The 17,192-nt window shown below is 43.8% G+C and carries 17 protein-coding genes; 4 read left to right on the top strand and 13 right to left on the bottom strand.

From position 1 onward, the window contains the following. The first annotated feature begins 68 nt into the window (after window positions 1–68). Window positions 69–1,643 carry a diguanylate cyclase gene (locus NH462_RS20490; RefSeq protein WP_253107612.1) on the top strand — a complete coding sequence of 525 codons (1,575 nt, stop codon included), beginning with the start codon at window positions 69–71 and terminating at the stop codon, window positions 1,641–1,643. A 3-nt stretch (window positions 1,644–1,646) separates the two neighbouring features. On the opposite strand, the gene NH462_RS20495 is transcribed toward NH462_RS20490, so the two are convergent. Continuing rightward, a complete protein-coding gene (locus tag NH462_RS20495; protein WP_010606219.1) occupies window positions 1,647–1,829 on the bottom strand; it encodes a ribosome alternative rescue factor ArfA in 183 nt (60 codons plus the stop codon). A 212-nt stretch (window positions 1,830–2,041) separates the two neighbouring features. On the opposite strand from NH462_RS20495, the gene NH462_RS20500 reads away from it, so the two are divergent. Then, the gene (locus NH462_RS20500; protein ID WP_253107614.1) at window positions 2,042–3,049 is read left to right on the top strand and encodes an alpha/beta hydrolase; all 1,008 of its coding nucleotides are present in this window, start codon (window positions 2,042–2,044) and stop codon (window positions 3,047–3,049) included. A gap of 248 nt (window positions 3,050–3,297) precedes the next feature. Then, entirely contained in the window at window positions 3,298–4,842 is a 1,545-nt protein-coding gene (locus NH462_RS20505) for a basic secretory protein-like protein (RefSeq protein ID WP_253107616.1), read from the top strand. 60 nt (window positions 4,843–4,902) lie between these two features. Here NH462_RS20505 and NH462_RS20510 read toward each other — a convergent pair whose 3' ends face one another. The 6 genes from NH462_RS20510 to NH462_RS20535 form a co-directional block, all read right to left on the bottom strand. After that, window positions 4,903–5,220, bottom strand: coding sequence for a hypothetical protein (locus NH462_RS20510; RefSeq protein WP_253107618.1), 318 nt, complete (start codon window positions 5,218–5,220; stop codon window positions 4,903–4,905). A gap of 9 nt (window positions 5,221–5,229) precedes the next feature. Next, window positions 5,230–5,952, bottom strand: a complete 723-nt coding sequence (gene bla / locus NH462_RS20515) for a subclass B1 metallo-beta-lactamase (RefSeq protein ID WP_253107620.1) — start codon at window positions 5,950–5,952, stop codon at window positions 5,230–5,232. A 236-nt stretch (window positions 5,953–6,188) separates the two neighbouring features. Beyond that, window positions 6,189–6,365, bottom strand: coding sequence for a hypothetical protein (locus NH462_RS20520; protein ID WP_019647498.1), 177 nt, complete (start codon window positions 6,363–6,365; stop codon window positions 6,189–6,191). A gap of 232 nt (window positions 6,366–6,597) precedes the next feature. Next, window positions 6,598–7,728, bottom strand: coding sequence for a sodium ion-translocating decarboxylase subunit beta (locus NH462_RS20525; protein ID WP_253107621.1), 1,131 nt, complete (start codon window positions 7,726–7,728; stop codon window positions 6,598–6,600). A gap of 10 nt (window positions 7,729–7,738) precedes the next feature. Next, complete coding sequence (gene oadA / locus NH462_RS20530) at window positions 7,739–9,520, bottom strand: sodium-extruding oxaloacetate decarboxylase subunit alpha (RefSeq protein ID WP_239357230.1); 1,782 nt, start codon at window positions 9,518–9,520, stop codon at window positions 7,739–7,741. 12 nt (window positions 9,521–9,532) lie between these two features. After that, on the bottom strand, window positions 9,533–9,781 hold the full coding sequence (locus NH462_RS20535; protein WP_010375931.1) for an OadG family transporter subunit: 249 nt from the start codon (window positions 9,779–9,781) through the stop codon (window positions 9,533–9,535). A gap of 458 nt (window positions 9,782–10,239) precedes the next feature. Here NH462_RS20535 and NH462_RS20540 point away from each other — a divergent pair, with 458 nt between their 5' ends. Then, window positions 10,240–10,734, top strand: a complete 495-nt coding sequence (locus NH462_RS20540) for a hypothetical protein (RefSeq protein WP_010375933.1) — start codon at window positions 10,240–10,242, stop codon at window positions 10,732–10,734. 75 nt (window positions 10,735–10,809) lie between these two features. On the opposite strand, the gene csrA is transcribed toward NH462_RS20540, so the two are convergent. From csrA to ribA, 6 genes are all read right to left on the bottom strand, one after another. After that, on the bottom strand, window positions 10,810–10,995 hold the full coding sequence (gene csrA / locus NH462_RS20545; protein WP_010375935.1) for a carbon storage regulator CsrA: 186 nt from the start codon (window positions 10,993–10,995) through the stop codon (window positions 10,810–10,812). A 90-nt stretch (window positions 10,996–11,085) separates the two neighbouring features. Next, window positions 11,086–12,309, bottom strand: a complete 1,224-nt coding sequence (locus NH462_RS20550) for an aspartate kinase (protein ID WP_253107623.1) — start codon at window positions 12,307–12,309, stop codon at window positions 11,086–11,088. 7 nt (window positions 12,310–12,316) lie between these two features. Next, entirely contained in the window at window positions 12,317–14,920 is a 2,604-nt protein-coding gene (alaS, locus tag NH462_RS20555) for an alanine--tRNA ligase (protein ID WP_253107625.1), read from the bottom strand. Window positions 14,921–14,924: 4 nt separating this feature from the next. Continuing rightward, window positions 14,925–15,413, bottom strand: coding sequence for a regulatory protein RecX (locus tag NH462_RS20560; protein ID WP_010375943.1), 489 nt, complete (start codon window positions 15,411–15,413; stop codon window positions 14,925–14,927). Beyond that, entirely contained in the window at window positions 15,413–16,210 is a 798-nt protein-coding gene (locus tag NH462_RS20565) for a BPSS1780 family membrane protein (protein WP_017216307.1), read from the bottom strand. Before NH462_RS20565 ends, NH462_RS20560 begins: the two co-directional genes overlap by 1 nt. Window positions 16,211–16,451: 241 nt before the next feature. Continuing rightward, window positions 16,452–17,078 carry a GTP cyclohydrolase II gene (gene ribA, locus NH462_RS20570; RefSeq protein ID WP_010375947.1) on the bottom strand — a complete coding sequence of 209 codons (627 nt, stop codon included), beginning with the start codon at window positions 17,076–17,078 and terminating at the stop codon, window positions 16,452–16,454. Between the last annotated feature and the right edge of the window lie 114 nt (window positions 17,079–17,192).

Consider the following 17,192-nt stretch of genomic DNA (forward strand, 5'->3'; position numbering starts at 1 on the left):
TTTTTACACTGGCTAAGTTACGCACAAGTTTGTTACATTAACTACAACAATAACCTTAGGTTTTCGTTGTGCTGCAGTCTAGGTTGAATGGCGTCAAAATATACAGCAACTTTAGTGGGAAGCTTACGCTCCTACTCGCTGTTATTTACGGCGCCGTATTTTTGTTTAGCTCCTCAATTTTTGCGCTTGATGACAATTGCTCGCTCACGACCGCTCACGGCAACTCGATTTCGCTTGCTATCAATACCACGTCTTATAGCAAAATTGAGCGCGGCAACAACACCGTCTCTATAGCCTGCAATTTAAATGAGGACAGCGTTATTTCATTTGTAGATGTTGGCCTTAATCACTATCAATGGGGAGTCAATGTCCCGTCGCTAGTTAAGTTCTCACAGCCCGCATTTATCATTCCAAAAGGTAAGTACACAGCAACCTTAAGCTTAGATTCTATGCAAATTCATACGCCAAGATTTAGGCTGATGAGCGTGCCGAAATTTATTTGGGAAAGTCAAAAAACCAGCCTAGTCATGGGCGCATTTTATGGCCTTTGCTTTACCTTAATTTGCTATGTATTGATCATGGGTAGTCGCCTCAATGATCCTATATTTAGGCTTTACGGGACTTATATCTTCTGCCTTTGTGGATTTGTATTATTCCAAGAAGGGCAATTAAATCTTTTTGTTTCATCTCAGTATAAATCATTACTCAAACACGCATATTTACTTAGTATTGGTCTCACTGTGGTTTCGGCAACCTGGTTTATGTTGAGTATCCTACTTGTTGACAAGCAGTGGCCAAAACTCGTGTTGTTACTTAAAAGTGCCGCGGGTATCGTGATGCTCCTGAGCATACTTAAAATTCCCACTCAACAAGCACAATTGTCCTACTTATTAAGCCAAATTATGGCCTATATAACCCTCGTTATTGTCGCCACTATCTTTGTGCTATCTGCTCTTCAAACCAAGCGTAAAATTGGCGAAGCAAGTTTGGTTTTTGCGGCTCTGAGCCTAGTATTAGTCGGTATGGTATTTCGCGTGCTGTTAGTGGGATATAGTCCATTTATGCAGCGCTATGCACTTATTTTTGCGTTTGCCATTGAGTCTTTACTGCTTGCCGTTGCGGTATCTAAACGCATTGGACGGCTCAGACAGCAAAAGCAACAAGCTGAAAATGAAGCAAATTATGATCAATTATGCGGCATTTTTAACCGTCGAGGCTGGTACAAACAAGCCAATGTGCTAGTCGAGCAATTTAATAAGCGTGGTGGTGTGCTGGCATTATTTTACATCGATTTAGATAAGTTTAAGTTGATTAATGACCAATTTGGTCACGATGCTGGAGATAAGGCGCTTGCCCATGTTGCGACGTTTTTGTCATCAAGTATCAGAAAACAAGATATTGTAGGACGCCTAGGTGGCGATGAGTTTGCAGCGCTCTGCTTATTTGACAACACACAATCTGCAGAAGAAAAAGCACAACAGCTGCAACAACAAATCAATTCCTTGCAATTTAGCCATGGGAAACAAAAAGTGGCAATTCAAGGTAGTGTCGGACGAGCATTTTCCCAACACCCGATAACAGATATCAGCGATTTAATCACACAAGCTGACAAGCAAATGTATCAGCAAAAAACCTTATCTTAAAGCTTAGGCTGCCTTAAGGTAAGGCTCTTGGCCTTTGTGCTTTACGCTACGTTGATAACTACCTTTGCCTTTTTTGCTCTTTTCAACTTTCGCCTTAAACAACGGGCTGGTTACCAACGCTTTTAGTGCGTTGTCTTTAATTTCACCACGCTGGTGCGCATGCTGAAGTTTGCTTTTTTTAGTCATGACTTACTCCAAATAAGAATCATATAAATTGATAGTGTTGATGCATAATTTCCGACCATCAACAAGCGCGAATATTAACCTAAATGTTTTAAAGCGCAATGGTATTTAGCAATAAATTTTCGTCTTTTTTGACTGCTATTTTAAAGTTAAGTTCATACCCACACTCTATACTTAAATGCAGCCCTTTCAAGTCAAGCTAAACGTTCGCGACAATGACCGATATCAAGATTGCAACCGGGATCAGCATACATTATCAGGACGAGGGAGCGCCTCACGCCCCCGTCATTATTTTGATAATGGGTCTTGGGGCACAAATGACGATTTGGCCAGATGAATTGTACTTTGGGCTAGTCAATAAAGGTTTTCGGGTGATCCGTTTTGATAATCGCGACACGGGATTATCGAGCCACTTGGATCATCTTGGTTCACCGAGTGTGATAAAAACCATGCTAAGTAAAAAGCTTCCCATCCGCGCTTCTGTTCCCTATACCCTAGAAGATATGGCTGAAGATGTTGTCGCTTTGATGGCAGGACTTAAGATTAAACGCGCCCACCTTGTTGGTGCTTCTATGGGCGGGATGATTGCACAAATCGTTGCCGCTAAGCATAAAAAGAAAGTGGTAAGTTTGACCTCAATTATGTCAACCTCAGCATATCCCAAGTTTACCGCAGCAAATGTAAAAGTCATGCTGCAACTAGCAAAAGCACGGCCAAAGTCAGACTGCCACCAATCTGCCATTCAATACAATATAAAACTCAACCAGCTGATCGGCAGTCCCGCCTACCCTCAAGACGAAGGGACGCTACATCAACAAGCCAAACACAGTATTGAACGCGCACATAACCCGCAAGGATTTAAGCGTCAGCTTGCGGCGATTGTCGCAAGCCAATGTCGCAAGCGCACGCTGGCAAAGATAAAAACGCCTACACTTGTTATCCATGGTACCGACGACCCTATTTTCCCCGCGGCCGCTGGCCAGCAAACCGCCGCTACTATTCGCAAATCCAAACTAAAACTGGTCAATGGGATGGGTCATGACTTCCCTCCAATGCTCATGCAAAAGATTGCCAAATGGGTGGCAAAACACGTAACAAAAGCAGAGCGAAAGCGATTAAAAAAGAAACAACACAAACAAAATGCAGCCCAGGAGACTGCGAATAAAAAAGTCCCGAAAAATCAATCAAACACGCCCCAACAAAACACAGTCCAAAATAAATAACATTCCTAACATTACGCCCTGTAACGCCTGACATTCCTAGCCTTCGCATCGTAATTCAACCTAAATCAGGAACACCAATTCTGCCCTTATCGTTAAATTAAAGTAAATTTCTATTTGACAAACGTACATAAAAGCAACAACAATTAAACCGTTCCAAATTCATTTGGACGCCAAAATAAAAATAGCCATGGATACAACATCAACAGATATCCACCCACAAAAAGTGGAACGATACAAAAGAGGTCAACATGAACATGAGTATAGCTAAAACGCGATTCCAACGTTCTCTTATAGCAGCCGCTTTGATGAGCTTAGGCTTAAGCTCGGCGCACGCAAATAGCGATCTGACAACTGCCAATGCCGCAGCTATCAGCGTTTCAGGAGAAAACCAACCCTATGAGGGCAAAGTCAACGCATTTGATAATAACCACTACAGCAAGTGGCTTACTTTTTCAGCTTCCGGTTGGATAAGTTATGCGTTTAGTGAAGCGGTGAATTTAACAGCTTACACCCTCACTTCTGCGAACGATGCGCCACAAAGAGATCCCAAAAATTGGACGCTTCAAGGCTCTCAAGACGGTCAAGTGTGGTTCACTATAGATTCGCAAAACAATCAAAGTTTTGCTTCGAGACATCAAACTAAGCAGTTCAATGTCAGTACCAATCAAGCGTACCGCTTTGTGCGCTTAAATGTTACTGCAACGCAAGGTGCCAATTTATTACAGCTTGCAGAAATCGAATTTATCGGTGCTCCGGCAAACGGTGGTACAACCTTGCCATTTAACCAAAGTGGCAGCGTTACCCCTGGCCAATGGTCACATTTTGGGCCATTTACAAGCTCAGCTCCTATCACAGCAACCTTGACTGGCAGCGGTGATGCGGATCTATACCTAAAAGCAAATAGCCAACCGACCACCGCAAGTTATGACTGCCAAAGTATCAATGATGCCAGCTCCAACGAGCGCTGTGATTTGAGCTCAAACGCACCGGTTTATGTTTCTGTATACGGTTTCCAAAGCGCCAATTATGAATTAACCGTCAGTAGCGATAGCACACCACCAAACGACACGTGGCAACGTCCGGAAGTGAACTTTGTTGATGTAAACCCTGAAACACAAGGCTCGGCATTATTTAAACGGATCATACCAAACCCAGCTGCACACATGGCCGAGCGCTGTGTGGATGTAGCAAAAGTATTATACCGCAACGCCAGTGAATCCCAGCGTTTTAGAAAATTGCAGTTTGAGCTGAGAGCCAAAGATCATTGGGGTAAGGATTTCGTTGCCTATAAGATGGGACAAGACGGTTCGGGTGAGATGACTATCGTCGTTAGCACCGCGCACTTAGAGCGTATTTATCGTGATAATAATAACAACGATGCCGTGATCCGTGATGAAATCGACGGCATTTTATTCCACGAAGTCACCCATGGTTACAATAACTCACCGCTGACTCATGACAGCTATGGTGATGGCAAGGAAAATTGGGCATACACCGAAGGCCTAGCTGATGCCGTGCGGATCGGTGCTGGTTTTCATAAATCACGCTCACCGGATATCATTAACGCTAAACGCTGGCTTAGTGGCTACACCACTACTGGGTTTTTCTTACATTACGTCAAACAACAGCACGACTCAGAGTTTATCTACAAGTTTAATAAAGCGGCGAAAGATATGGGCAATTATACCTGGTCATTTGACGCTGCATTTCAACATATCTTGGGCCGCAGTGTTGAAGATGTTTGGAACGAATATGTCGCCTTTATCCAAAATGGCGGACAACTGGAGTATTAATTTTTAAATCGTAACTCTGCCACGTAAAAGAGTCTAAGAGATTCCTCTACGTGGTATCCGTTAATTTTGTGGCGCCTGTTCATGGGACATTGTTTTCAATTTAATCGCAAGACCACAGGAGAAGTAGATCTTCACCACTCCAACAATGATCAAATGAAAGTTTGGGTGTGAAAGTAAATCTAAGTCATAGAGGTAAGCTGCTTTTATTGGCGCGTCGCCGTTTTCTATCATGGCGATTAGCCAATGATAAATTGCAATCCCCTCTTTGATCACCCCAAGTACTATCAAGGCTACGCCCGTTAAAAACAACAAGCGACAATACCACAGCGCAGTTTCTAAACCCGGACAGCGTAAATTACGAAATGGAATAAATTTCATGTCAGTCCTTTATTTACCTTTTGATTGCTCGATTTTGATTAGCTTAACGGTATGGTGCAACAAAGATAAATCCCCTTCTTTACCATGCCCTGGGATAACCATGTTTATTTCCGGATATCGGCTTAATACCTTGTGTATAGACGCTTGCCACTCATCAACCGAAGCGTCCTCCAAGTTACCTAAATTTTTACTCGCCACACTTTTCACAAAGCATCCTGCGAATAAAATTTTAGATTGTGGCAGCCACACAACAATATTGTCTTTCGAGTGCCCTGCACCAGGGTAATAGGTTTCAACGACACCTGACTTAATCGCTGATGAGGCTTGCGGCAAATTATGTAACGCAATCGCGCTGTGTTTTTGGGCTAATAGATGATTTGTTTGGGCTGATGCATAGGTTGGGATCTGATGTTTATTTAATACTGCTAGACCACCACTTGCATCTTGATGGTAATGCGTTACCACCGCCCCTTTAACATCGAGCTTGCGGTCTTCAGTCCATAAAAGCAGCGCTTCTGTGTCTTGCTCGGTCCAAGGTGTATCAACAATGTACGCATCTTGACCGTCGACCACGACTAGCCCAGAGCCTGCCACTAACCCCCAAGGTTCAACGTGTAGCGAAGATTCATGTTTATAAACATGCTCTGCAATGGGCGTTACCACTAAAGTCGATGCTTCTGTTGCAACTGTCACGCAGGGTAACAAAAATAAGAAAAGAGCTAAAAACTTCATCTGAAGTTGTTCATGTTAATTAAAAGTGACGAAAGACTATCAAGTTCCAGAATGTAAAGTCCAGCGAAATGAAACGTCAAACTGCTAAATAACAGAAACCGACTTTTTGGTGTTAAACCCGTGTGGGAGAGTGGATTGTTATGTTTTCTATGGTTTAGTTATTGGTTGTATATACGCCCAACATGGTTTCACATCAGGCGTAATATAGTTGTAATCTGAATGAGTTCAGATAGCGCTTAAAGCATATCTTTTGGACGCTGACAGTAGTGCTTACCTGTAGGAGGTGGATTACATGCCATTAGGCCTGTTAATGTATCAGTCCCTCTTGCACCCGCAACATCTTTAGTTTGAGACGCTGCAATTTCTTTACCTAATAAGCTTTTTAAGTTGGTTTTTTTTATAGTTAATTTCATGTTACTTCCTTATTTTCATTGTTATACTCAAGTAATACAGTACCCAAAAAAAACAGAAAAACAACCCCCAAATAGAAACAAAAAAGATTTTTTTAAACAATTTGATACCAAAAAGCATCAAAGTGACAACAAAACTTGCTACCGTCTTATTTCCCCAACTGAGCTGGTATTATAGGTCTAAAAAATGCGCGGCAATCTAAAATCGCCACGCAAATGGTTGGAGAAGTGTAAATTAACCTACTAGTGCAAGCAAAATACCGGCAGCAACCGCACTACCCAATACACCCGCTACATTGGGGCCCATCGCATGCATCAGCAAGAAATTATGCGGATTACTTTCAAGGCCAACCTTATTGACCACGCGCGCAGCCATCGGGACTGCAGATACCCCAGCTGCGCCAACTAGCGGATTAATGGGGGTATCGCTAAACTTGTTCATGGTTTTAGCCATTAATACACCTGCTGCGGTACCAATTCCAAAAGCCACGGCACCCAGCGCTAAAATCCCCAACGTCTCAACCGTTAAGAATTGGTCAGCGGCCAGCTTTGAGCCCACCGCCAGTCCGAGGAAAATAGTGGTGATATTAATCAACTCGTTTTGCGCCGTTTTACTCAAGCGGTCTACTACACCGCACTCTTTCATCAAGTTACCTAAGCAAAACATACCAACCAAAGGTGTTGCAGCAGGTAAAAACAATATCGTCAAACCTAGTACCGCCAGAGGAAAGAGGATTTTCTCGGTTTTTGATACATGGCGCAGCTGTGGCATCGCAATCTGGCGCTCTTCTTTCGTCGTGAGTGCTTTCATGATTGGTGGTTGAATAATTGGCACTAACGCCATATACGAATAGGCTGCCACCGCAATTGCCCCTAGTAACTCTGGTGCAAGCTTAGACGCGAGGAATATCGCAGTTGGTCCATCAGCACCGCCAATAATGGCGATTGCTGAAGCGTCTTGCAGGGTAAATTCAAAGCCCGGAATATAGTTCAGCAAAATAGCCCCAAACAAAGTGGCAAAAATCCCAAACTGCGCCGCGGCACCAAGCAACAGCATCTTGGGGTTGGCTATCAGTGCACTAAAGTCCGTCATCGCGCCCACCCCCATAAAGATCAGCAAGGGGAATACTCCGCTGTCTATACCAATGTAATACACGTAGTACAAGAGCCCACCGGGATCGGCAAGCCCAGCAACAGGAATGTTCGTGAGTATGGCACCAAAGCCAATAGGCACTAATAGCAACGGCTCAAAGCCTTTGGCGATCGCAAGATACAAAAGTCCGCAGCCCACTGCCATCATGCAAAGTGCAGGCACGGTGAAGTTGGCAAGCCCTGTTGCTTGCCATAAATTAAGTAACCCTTCCATCACGACATCCTTATGCTAAAGACATGATGGCATCGCCAGCACTGACGGAGTCGCCTTCAGAGACGAGTAGCTCTGCGACTTGGCCACTGTGTGTTGCACGCACCTCGGTTTCCATTTTCATGGCTTCCATGATGAGTACTACATCGCCTTCTTGCACCTCATCTCCTGCGCGCACCATAAGCTTAAAGATGTTGCCGGCAAGTGGCGCATTCAAAGTTTCACTGGAGCTTACCGAGGTTGATTGCGGTATAAGCTCACTGTCTTTGACTTGTACTTCTTGTAACTCACCACCTGGCGCAACCACCACATCATATACTTTGCCATCCACTTTTACGCTGTAACGCTCAGTAGCTGATGACTTAGCTTTAGCAGGCGCCGCTGCAGCTTTTTGTTGTTGGCTTTCAACAAGCGTCGGTTTTGGCTCAAACGCATCTGGGTTATTGCGATTTTTCAGAAATTTAAGGCCAATCTGCGGGAATAATGCATAGGTAAGTACATCATCAATAACCTCGTCGGCTAAGGTAATTTGTTCCTCTTTTGCCGTCGCGACTAGTTCGCTTTGTAAACTATCTAGCTCAGGTTCAATTAAGTCTGCAGGACGGCAGGTAATAGGCTCTGCGCCTTCAAGTACTCGTTGTTGCAAAGCTTGGTCGACTTGCGCTGGTGTCGCTCCATATTCGCCTTTCAGCACGCCAGCCGTTTCTTTGGTTATAGACTTGTAACGCTCACCGGTAAGTACGTTTAATACCGCTTGCGTCCCGACTATCTGTGAAGTTGGTGTTACGAGCGGTAAGTAGCCAAGTTCTTTACGCACACTTGGAATTTCTTTTAGTACCGCGTCAAGCTTGTCACCTGCACCTTGCTCTCGCAGTTGATTTTCCATATTGGTTAACATGCCACCAGGCACTTGTGCAGATAGAATACGACCATCTACTCCTTTCAAGCTGCCCTCAAAAGCTGCATATTTCTTTCTCACCTCACGGAAATAGGCTGCGATCTCTTCTAGCTCTAGTAAATCAAGCCCTGTATCACGTTCCGTGCCTTCCACAATCGCCGCGATAGTTTCTGTTGCACTATGGCCATAGGTCATACTCATCGAAGATATCGCCGTATCGAGCATATCGATACCCGCATCTATGGCTTTTTGATAAGTTGCAGTACTGAGCCCTGTGGTTGCATGGCACTGCATTGCGATAGGAATAGAGACGGACGCTTTGAGCCCAGAGATTAACTTTTCAGCATCATAGGGTTTCAGTAATCCAGCCATGTCCTTAATACAAATGGAATGACAGCCTAAGTCTTCGAGCTGCTTAGCTTGCGTGAGCCACATTTCCAGCGTATGAACAGGGCTTACGGTGTACGAAATCGTGCCCTGCGCATGCGCGCCCACTTTGATGGCCGCTTTAATAGCCGTTTCTAAGTTGCGCACGTCGTTCATTGCATCGAATATTCTAAATACATCTACCCCGTTATGGTGGGCACGCTCAACAAACTTTTCGACAACATCATCTGCATAGTGACGATAGCCCAATAGGTTCTGACCACGCAGTAGCATTTGCTGTTTGGTTTTTGGCATTGCAGCTTTCAGTGCACGGATCCGCTCCCATGGATCTTCGCCTAAATAGCGAATACACGAGTCGAAGGTTGCTCCCCCCCATGATTCAACAGACCAATAGCCCATATTGTCGAGCTTCTCAGCGATAGGAAGCATATCTTCCAAGCGCATTCTGGTGGCGAGTAATGACTGATGCGCATCGCGCAGCACTAATTCGGTTAGCTTTAACTGTGACATGCAAAACCCCTATTAATTGTTTTTTCTGTAGGCTGCAACGGCAGCGCTAATGGCTGCAATATGTGCCTGTGGCACACCCTGTGACGATGTTGCTCTGGTTGTTTTTGATCTTGTGGTACTTGGCTCTACTTCTTTAAATTGAGCAGCAAAGTTGGCCAACAGTCGCATCGCAAAAATCAAAATGGACAGAAAAACAAAAACACCAACCATACCGGTCAGCATGAGATTTCCTGCTTGCAGTAGCTGCGATCCAATATCCATTTTTACCCCTTACTTGCTGTTTGGTTTTCCTGTTCGATGTTAACGAACCGGTATAAACCTTCACTTTTTGTAGATATTTATTCACCTTATAACAAAAAATGTTCCGCTGTAAAGCGCATTGTAAATTGGTATTACCAAAACACTTAACTTATATACAATCAGTAAGTTAGCTTTGAAATCACTAATAAATATGGAAAATTAACGTAATAAATATGAAAAATATTCAAAATAGCGCCGACTAATACAGTGATTTTAATGAATATAGAATGGATTTTTGATTACGCAAGATAAATTGTAAATTGGACTGACCAACAATTAACGTTTACGTTAACGTCACCCTGTATAACGCGTATTTCGCTGGATGTGGGAAAAGGGAGCTGCAAACAATTTATTCGCGTTACAGCTTTTTCAATATAGATGGGTATAATAAGGGGAAATTTTTACCAAAACGAACGTCTATGCCCTCCCTTGAACAAAATGAAAATTTATCTTTTCAAAGCCAATTTAAGTTAGATAAAGCCTATTATCGAGAGTGTTTTGAAGAGTCTGAAGCCAATGGGCTTGCTGTTAAACCGAAATATGGCTTGCTTGTACTGCTAATTGTACTGGGGCTGTTTGCTATTTACGGATTGCAGGAGCACTACGTCGGGAACTTTCTTATTCTATTGGCTGTAGTTGAATGCGTTGCTTTCTACTATCGCAAAGCTTGGTGGGTGATAAGACAGTCATATTCTCGTGCCGCCGGCAATATCGTCGAGGTTTCAATCTCTAAAGCAGGCATTAGCACCAAAGCGACACATGCCGAATTTTCTTACCTATTTGACGACTTAGATAAACTTGTTGAAACGAACAGAGGTTTTTTGGTATTTCACCAAAACAAACCGAGCTATATCAGTAAATCTGGACTTAACGAAGAAGCGATAGCCTTTTTATCTGAGCAAAGCCAGAAATAATAAACCCCGCAATGGCGGGGTTTTTTATGCCAGTTAAACCATGTTAACTAACATCGTAATTCAGTATTTGGTCAATTACATATTGCCCGGGCTAGATTTCTCAGCCTGGATTCGCATGTAAATTTCTTCACGGTGAACTGAAACATCTTTAGGCGCATTTACACCAATACGTACTTGGTTACCTTTAACACCTAGTACTGTTACAGTCACTTCATCACCAATCATCAGGGTTTCACCTACTCGACGAGTTAGTATTAGCATTCTCTTGCTCCTGTTATTCCAAAATTTAAAAGATTCCGCGTCAAATCCATTTTAAATAAAAGTTCCTAGAAAAGTAAGCAAAAACTTCTTTTACTCTATACTTTCCAATTCGAATTTGGCATGTAAAGCCCGTACAGCTAGCTCTAAATATTTTTCTTCTACTAGTGCCGAGATTTTTATCTCTGATGTAGACACTAATAGAGTGTGAATATTTTCTTCGGCCAATGCCATAAAAAAGAGACCAGCAACACCTGAATGAGATTTCATCCCGATGCCAACCGCTGAGATTTTTGCCACGTTAGCATTAACCTCTACCGTTGCGCCACCTAAATTTTGTGCATGTTGCGCTAAAACTTCTTCCGCCAGAATACAATCATTTGTGTGCACAGTAAAAGCATAGTCTATTTTTTTCTCACTGTGGTTCAAATGGTTAATCATATCGACTTCGATATTATGCTCACCAAGAAGAGAAAGTATATTGGCAAGATTACTAGGTTTTGCATCTACATTGTTAACTAAGATAAGCGCTTCGTCTTTGACACTCGCTACCCCAGAGACCACTTTGGTGTTTTTCATCTTACCTTCCTCATAGCTAATTAAGGTGCCGTTATCAGGAGAAAACGAAGAAAGTACGCGCAGCGGTACATTATATCGACCGGCCGCTTCAACCGAACGGATCTGCAAGACCTTAGCGCCAACACTTGCTAGCTCCAACATCTCAGAAAAAGTAATATGTGATAGACGCCTTGCATTTGGCTCTATTCGCGGATCGGTAGTGTAAACACCATCGACATCAGTATATATCTGACATTCGTCTGCTTGCAAAGCCCCTGCGATTTCAACTGCTGAGGTATCTGTACCGCCGCGTCCTAGCGTGGTGATATTACCTTCTCCATCACGCCCTTGAAATCCGGCAATAATGGTTATCCGGTTATGCTCAAGTTCTTGCTTTAAGCGGGTTGTGTCTATTTCTGTGATCCGCGCTTTAGAGAACATGTTATCGGTTTTAATACCAACCTGATCGGCAAGTAAGCTCACGGCAGAATGCCCACGCTTAATGATGGCCATCGCCAATAACGCGATAGAAACTTGTTCGCCGGTGGTGATCAACACATCTAGCTCACGAGAACTTGGACGTGCATCGATTTGTTGGGCAAGGGAAATGAGACGATTTGTCTCGCCTGACATTGCAGACAACACGACCACCACTTGGTGGCCTTGTTGTTGTGTTTTGATAACGTGTTCGGCAACCGCCTCAATACGCTCTACCGAACCTACCGAGGTGCCGCCAAACTTTTGTACAATCAGCGCCACTTGCTGATTACTGCGTTACTTCATTTAACCAAGTTGGAACACTGTTTAGTGCTGCGTCTAGGTTTTCTGGTTGTGAACCACCAGCTTGCGCCATATCAGGACGACCACCACCTTTACCACCGACTTGAGAAGCCATGTGATTAACTAACTCACCTGCTTTTACCTGACCAACTAAGTCTTTCGTTACGCCAGCGATTAGGCTTACTTTATCGCCATTTGCTACACCTAGCGCGATGACACCTGAGCCAATCTTGTTCTTCAGGTCATCGACCATGCCTCGCAGTGCTTTAGACTCAGTTCCTGCAACGTTCGCTACGAGTAATTTAATCCCATTCACTTCGGTTACAGAGTCAAGTAGCGTTGCACCCGCGGCACTTGCTAGTTTGTCATTTAGTTGAGCAACTTGCTTTTCAAGGCCTTTTGACTTTTCAAGTAGCGCAGATACTTTTTCTAGCACAGATGAGGTATCACCCTTAACCAAAGCCGCAATTTCAGAAAGCACTTGCTCTTGCTCATTAACATAAGCGATGGCATCAGCTCCCGTTACCGCTTCGATACGACGAACACCCGCTGCGATACCGCCTTCTGAGACAATCTTGAATAGACCAATATCACCTGCACGCTTCACGTGTGTGCCACCACAAAGCTCAATTGAGTATCCACCGATTGAAACGACTCGAACTTCATCATCGTATTTTTCACCAAAGAGCGCCATCGCACCTTTGTCTTTGGCAGCATCGATATCCATCAACTCGGTTTGCAAAGCAAAGTTACGGCGGATCTCTGCGTTCACGGCATCTTCTACTTGCTGTAGCTGTGCTTTAGTGACGCCTTCAAAATGTGAAAAGTCGAAACGCAAACGATCTGGCAGTACCAATGAACCTTTTTGAGTAACATGGTCACCCAACAAATCGCGCAGTGCTTTATGTACCAAGTGCGTTGCAGTATGGTTTTTCTTCACTCGCTCGCGGCGCTCAGCATCAATACGTGCATCGGCTTTATCGTTAACACCAATGCGGCCAACCACATGACCATGGTGTGCAAATGCATTACCTAGCTTTTGCGTGTCAGTAACTACAAACTCGCCGTTAGCTACTTTTAGTACACCCGTATCACCAACTTGGCCGCCTGACTCAGCATAGAAAGGCGTGCGGTCAAGGATAACCACGCCTTGTTCACCATCTTCTAACGTATTGGTGTGTTGACCTTCTTTAAAGATTTCAACCACAGTACCGGTATAGTGCTCAGCGTCATAGCCTTTAAAGTCAGTGTTTTTATCAGACTTCAAGCGCTCGTTGTAATCTGCACCGAACTTGCCAGCCGCTTGCGCTTTTTTACGTTGCTCTTCCATACATGCTTGGAAGCCACGCTCGTCGATCGTCATAAAACGCTCACGTGCCACATCTGCCGTTAAGTCTGCAGGGAAGCCGTAAGTGTCATACAGTTTAAACACTAAATCGCCTGGAATAACGTCGCCTTCAATACCAGCTAGACTTTCTTCTAGAATAGTTAAACCACGGTCTAAGGTTTTACCAAACTGATCTTCTTCGATACGCAATACTTTTTCGATAATTGCTTGTTGCTTCACTAATTCAGGGTAAGCTTCCCCCATTTGCTCAGCGAGTGCAGCTACTAACTTATAGAAGAATGCCCCTTTTGCACCGAGTTTATTACCGTGGCGAACTGCACGACGAATGATACGACGTAGCACGTAACCACGACCTTCATTCGATGGCATGACGCCGTCAGCAATAAGGAACGCACACGAACGAATGTGGTCAGCAACCACACGTAGTGATTTATCTTCTAAATCTTGAGCATCTGTTACTTTTGCAGCTGCTTTAATCAGCGCTTGGAACAGGTCAATCTCATAGTTTGAGTGCACACCTTGCATAATTGCAGAGATACGCTCAAGACCCATTCCAGTATCAACCGACTGCATCGGCAGCGGTTCCATTGTGCCGTCTGCATGACGGTTGTACTGCATGAATACTAAGTTCCAGATCTCAATGAAGCGATCACCATCTTCTTCTGGTGAGCCCGGAGGTCCCCCCCAAATGTGCTCGCCATGGTCATAAAAGATTTCAGAACAAGGACCGCAAGGACCCGTGTCGCCCATTGACCAAAAGTTATCCGCCGTTGCAATACGGATGATCCTGTCTTCAGGAACACCAACTTGTTTTGACCAGATATCAAATGCTTCGTCGTCTTCATGGTAGACCGTGACTAGTAGCTTTTCTTTTGGCAGCTTGATCACATCCGTAAGGAAGCCCCAAGCAAACTTAATTGCGTCGGTTTTAAAATAGTCACCGAAGCTAAAGTTACCTAGCATTTCGAAGAAAGTGTGGTGCCTTGCGGTATAACCTACGTTTTCAAGGTCATTATGTTTACCACCAGCACGAACACAACGCTGTGAACTGGTTGCTCGCGTATAAGGGCGTTTTTCCGCACCCAAGAATGCATCTTTAAACTGCACCATACCAGCGTTGGTAAACAGTAAGGTGGCATCATTACCCGGAATTAACGAGCTTGAAGGCACCACTTGGTGCTGTTGTTTAGCAAAGAAATCTAAGAAGCTTTGCCTGATTTGTGCGGTAGTCATATGCTGCATGTGATCATTCACCCTTTATTTCTTCTTGCTCTGCTGCAGTCATTGCAGCTTCAATTGCAAAATCTATTTCATCAAAACTAAAGCCACGATAACTCATGTAACGTACGCGCTTAGTTTTTTCTTTATATTCTATCGGTTGTGCGCAAAGACCGTACTTTTTTTCATAGGTTTTTGCGGCTTGCATGTACCAATCAATTTCACGCTCGGCGATTAGTGTATGCAAAGTCTCTCGGCTCACACCCTTTTGCCCTGCATCCATTAATACACGCTTTTCTCCAAGTCCTTTTGCAATCTGGCGGTTTAAAAAACTCTCAGCATAGCGGTCGTCATTAACGTAATCGAGCGACTTTAGCCAAGATACCAATTGTTCCGCGACTGCCGCTGTAGCCCCTTTTTGCAGTAGCTTTTGCGTCAGTCCTGATTCAGAGTACTCTTGTCTCGATAGTAACCAAACCGCATAGTTTTTTAGCTTTTTAACTTCTTGTTCATCCATCAGGCGTCAAAGCGTCCTGAGTCAGACTGAGAAATGTCAGCATTTTCATCATTTTCCTTCTTTTCAACGATAATTGGCATAAACATCGCCTGGAAAGAAACAAAAAAGCCTATCATGGCGACTGGCATGATAATAATCGCCGGGATCATCGATAGCGGTATAGAAGCGACGATAAGCGCTGCGACGACTAAGCCGTAAATACTCAGAGCAGCCATATTATGATAAAAAGCGGCAAGCGAGCACTTCATCGCGTGAAAAATACGTTTTTCACCTTGGAAAAAGACCTGTGGCACAACAAAAGCAAAGGCCATCATAATGACCGATTGTGCAATCACAAATACTGCAACTTCGGCAAAACTAATATTGCTCGCGATAAGCCCGATAAGTTCATTCGGATCGGTGTTTGGGCCAACACTCTCTAGCGCACTCGCCACATCACTGAATAGCACACCGGCAACCATAGTCAGCAACAGTGCACCTGCCATTTGATAAATACCAACTCGGAACAAGTGTAATCGACGGCCTTTTGCTGCAAAAGGCTCAAAAATGTCTGCCAACTTTATTGGTTTATTGATCTGTTTATTGATAACGGCAAGATAGAAGCCTGCACTTAAGAAAGGACCAGACAAGGCAGCGATAATATGAAAAATAGGTGCGAACAGGGGTAATAGACTTACTACCGCCATAAAAATGTACATCAGCATGAAAGTCATAGGCTGGGTTTTGAAAATTGCCCACCCGGCTTTTAGCCACTGCACGCCCATGCTTGCTTTGAATGTTCTAATTGGTGTCGACATAGTCCACTTAATTTAAGCTATAACGTCTTTGATTATACTGATTACCGCGTCGAGTGAAAAGGCATGAAAGGCGGATTTGTCAGCGCTTTTTAGCATATTTTAAACAAATACTGGCGGTAGACGTAACCTACTTGAGCATCTTAAGTTTGAAGGGATTGGAATGAGAATAGAATGTTTGATATTACAAGCCAACCGAAGCACTTATCTAGTCGGCTTGTTGTGATAAGCATATACGCTTAGGCTAATCCGCTTTTGAAATCTTTTTGATATCCAGCATATGCGCGCCATGTTGGATCTTCGTTTTTAGATACTGTTCATTACCAGAAACCCCTGCCTTAACATGTGCCTGAGTACCAACGACTTCATCGACGGTAATACCAGCTTCTCTTAACGCCTTTAGCTTTCTTGGATTGTTCGTCATTAACTTAACATGGTTTAACCCTAGCGCTTGAAGCATCAATACTGCATCAGAGAAATCTCTTAAGTCATCTTCAAAACCGAGGTGATTGTTTGCCTCATAGGTGTTCATCCCTTGCGATTGCAATACATAAGCATCGATTTTATTGTACAGGCCAATGCCACGACCTTCTTGGCGCAAATATAATAAAATGCCGCCTTGTTTATGCATCGCCTCGATACATTCATTTAGCTGTTCGCCACAATCACAACGAGAAGAATGAAAGACATCGCCGGTTAAGCACTCAGAGTGCATACGAATTAGGGGGACTTGCTGCTGACTGTCTGCGCTATTAAATACCAGCGCAACATGTTCTTGGCCATCTTTTAGCCCTGAAAAAGAAACTATTTCTGCAGGGATATTACTATGCTGCCCTACATTCAGCTCGACTCTCGCTCTTACTTCTGCCACGTCTTAATCTTGCCTAATGTGATAATATAACAATATGCTACCATAAATGGGATATGGTGTCTCTAAGTTCATTATACAAGGGCAAGGCGGACATCGCATTGGTAAATGTCAAAA

Source organism: Pseudoalteromonas sp. OANN1, from assembly GCF_024124685.1.
GTDB lineage: Bacteria > Pseudomonadota > Gammaproteobacteria > Enterobacterales > Alteromonadaceae > Pseudoalteromonas > Pseudoalteromonas piscicida.

Excerpts from the sequence above, each read along its gene's own strand:
- NH462_RS20505 (WP_253107616.1), top strand. The coding sequence starts at position 3,298 with ATGAACATGAGTATAGCTAAAACGCGATTCCAACGTTCTCTTATAGCA.
- NH462_RS20520 (WP_019647498.1), bottom strand. The coding sequence starts at position 6,365 with ATGAAATTAACTATAAAAAAAACCAACTTAAAAAGCTTATTAGGTAAA.
- NH462_RS20565 (WP_017216307.1), bottom strand. The coding sequence starts at position 16,210 with ATGTCGACACCAATTAGAACATTCAAAGCAAGCATGGGCGTGCAGTGG.
- NH462_RS20560 (WP_010375943.1), bottom strand. The coding sequence starts at position 15,413 with ATGGATGAACAAGAAGTTAAAAAGCTAAAAAACTATGCGGTTTGGTTA.
- oadA (WP_239357230.1), bottom strand. The coding sequence starts at position 9,520 with ATGTCACAGTTAAAGCTAACCGAATTAGTGCTGCGCGATGCGCATCAG.
- NH462_RS20500 (WP_253107614.1), top strand. The coding sequence starts at position 2,042 with ATGACCGATATCAAGATTGCAACCGGGATCAGCATACATTATCAGGAC.
- bla (WP_253107620.1), bottom strand. The coding sequence starts at position 5,952 with ATGAAGTTTTTAGCTCTTTTCTTATTTTTGTTACCCTGCGTGACAGTT.
- NH462_RS20540 (WP_010375933.1), top strand. The coding sequence starts at position 10,240 with ATGCCCTCCCTTGAACAAAATGAAAATTTATCTTTTCAAAGCCAATTT.
- NH462_RS20510 (WP_253107618.1), bottom strand. The coding sequence starts at position 5,220 with ATGAAATTTATTCCATTTCGTAATTTACGCTGTCCGGGTTTAGAAACT.
- NH462_RS20535 (WP_010375931.1), bottom strand. The coding sequence starts at position 9,781 with ATGGATATTGGATCGCAGCTACTGCAAGCAGGAAATCTCATGCTGACC.
- NH462_RS20525 (WP_253107621.1), bottom strand. The coding sequence starts at position 7,728 with ATGGAAGGGTTACTTAATTTATGGCAAGCAACAGGGCTTGCCAACTTC.
- csrA (WP_010375935.1), bottom strand. The coding sequence starts at position 10,995 with ATGCTAATACTAACTCGTCGAGTAGGTGAAACCCTGATGATTGGTGAT.
- alaS (WP_253107625.1), bottom strand. The coding sequence starts at position 14,920 with ATGCAGCATATGACTACCGCACAAATCAGGCAAAGCTTCTTAGATTTC.
- NH462_RS20495 (WP_010606219.1), bottom strand. The coding sequence starts at position 1,829 with ATGACTAAAAAAAGCAAACTTCAGCATGCGCACCAGCGTGGTGAAATT.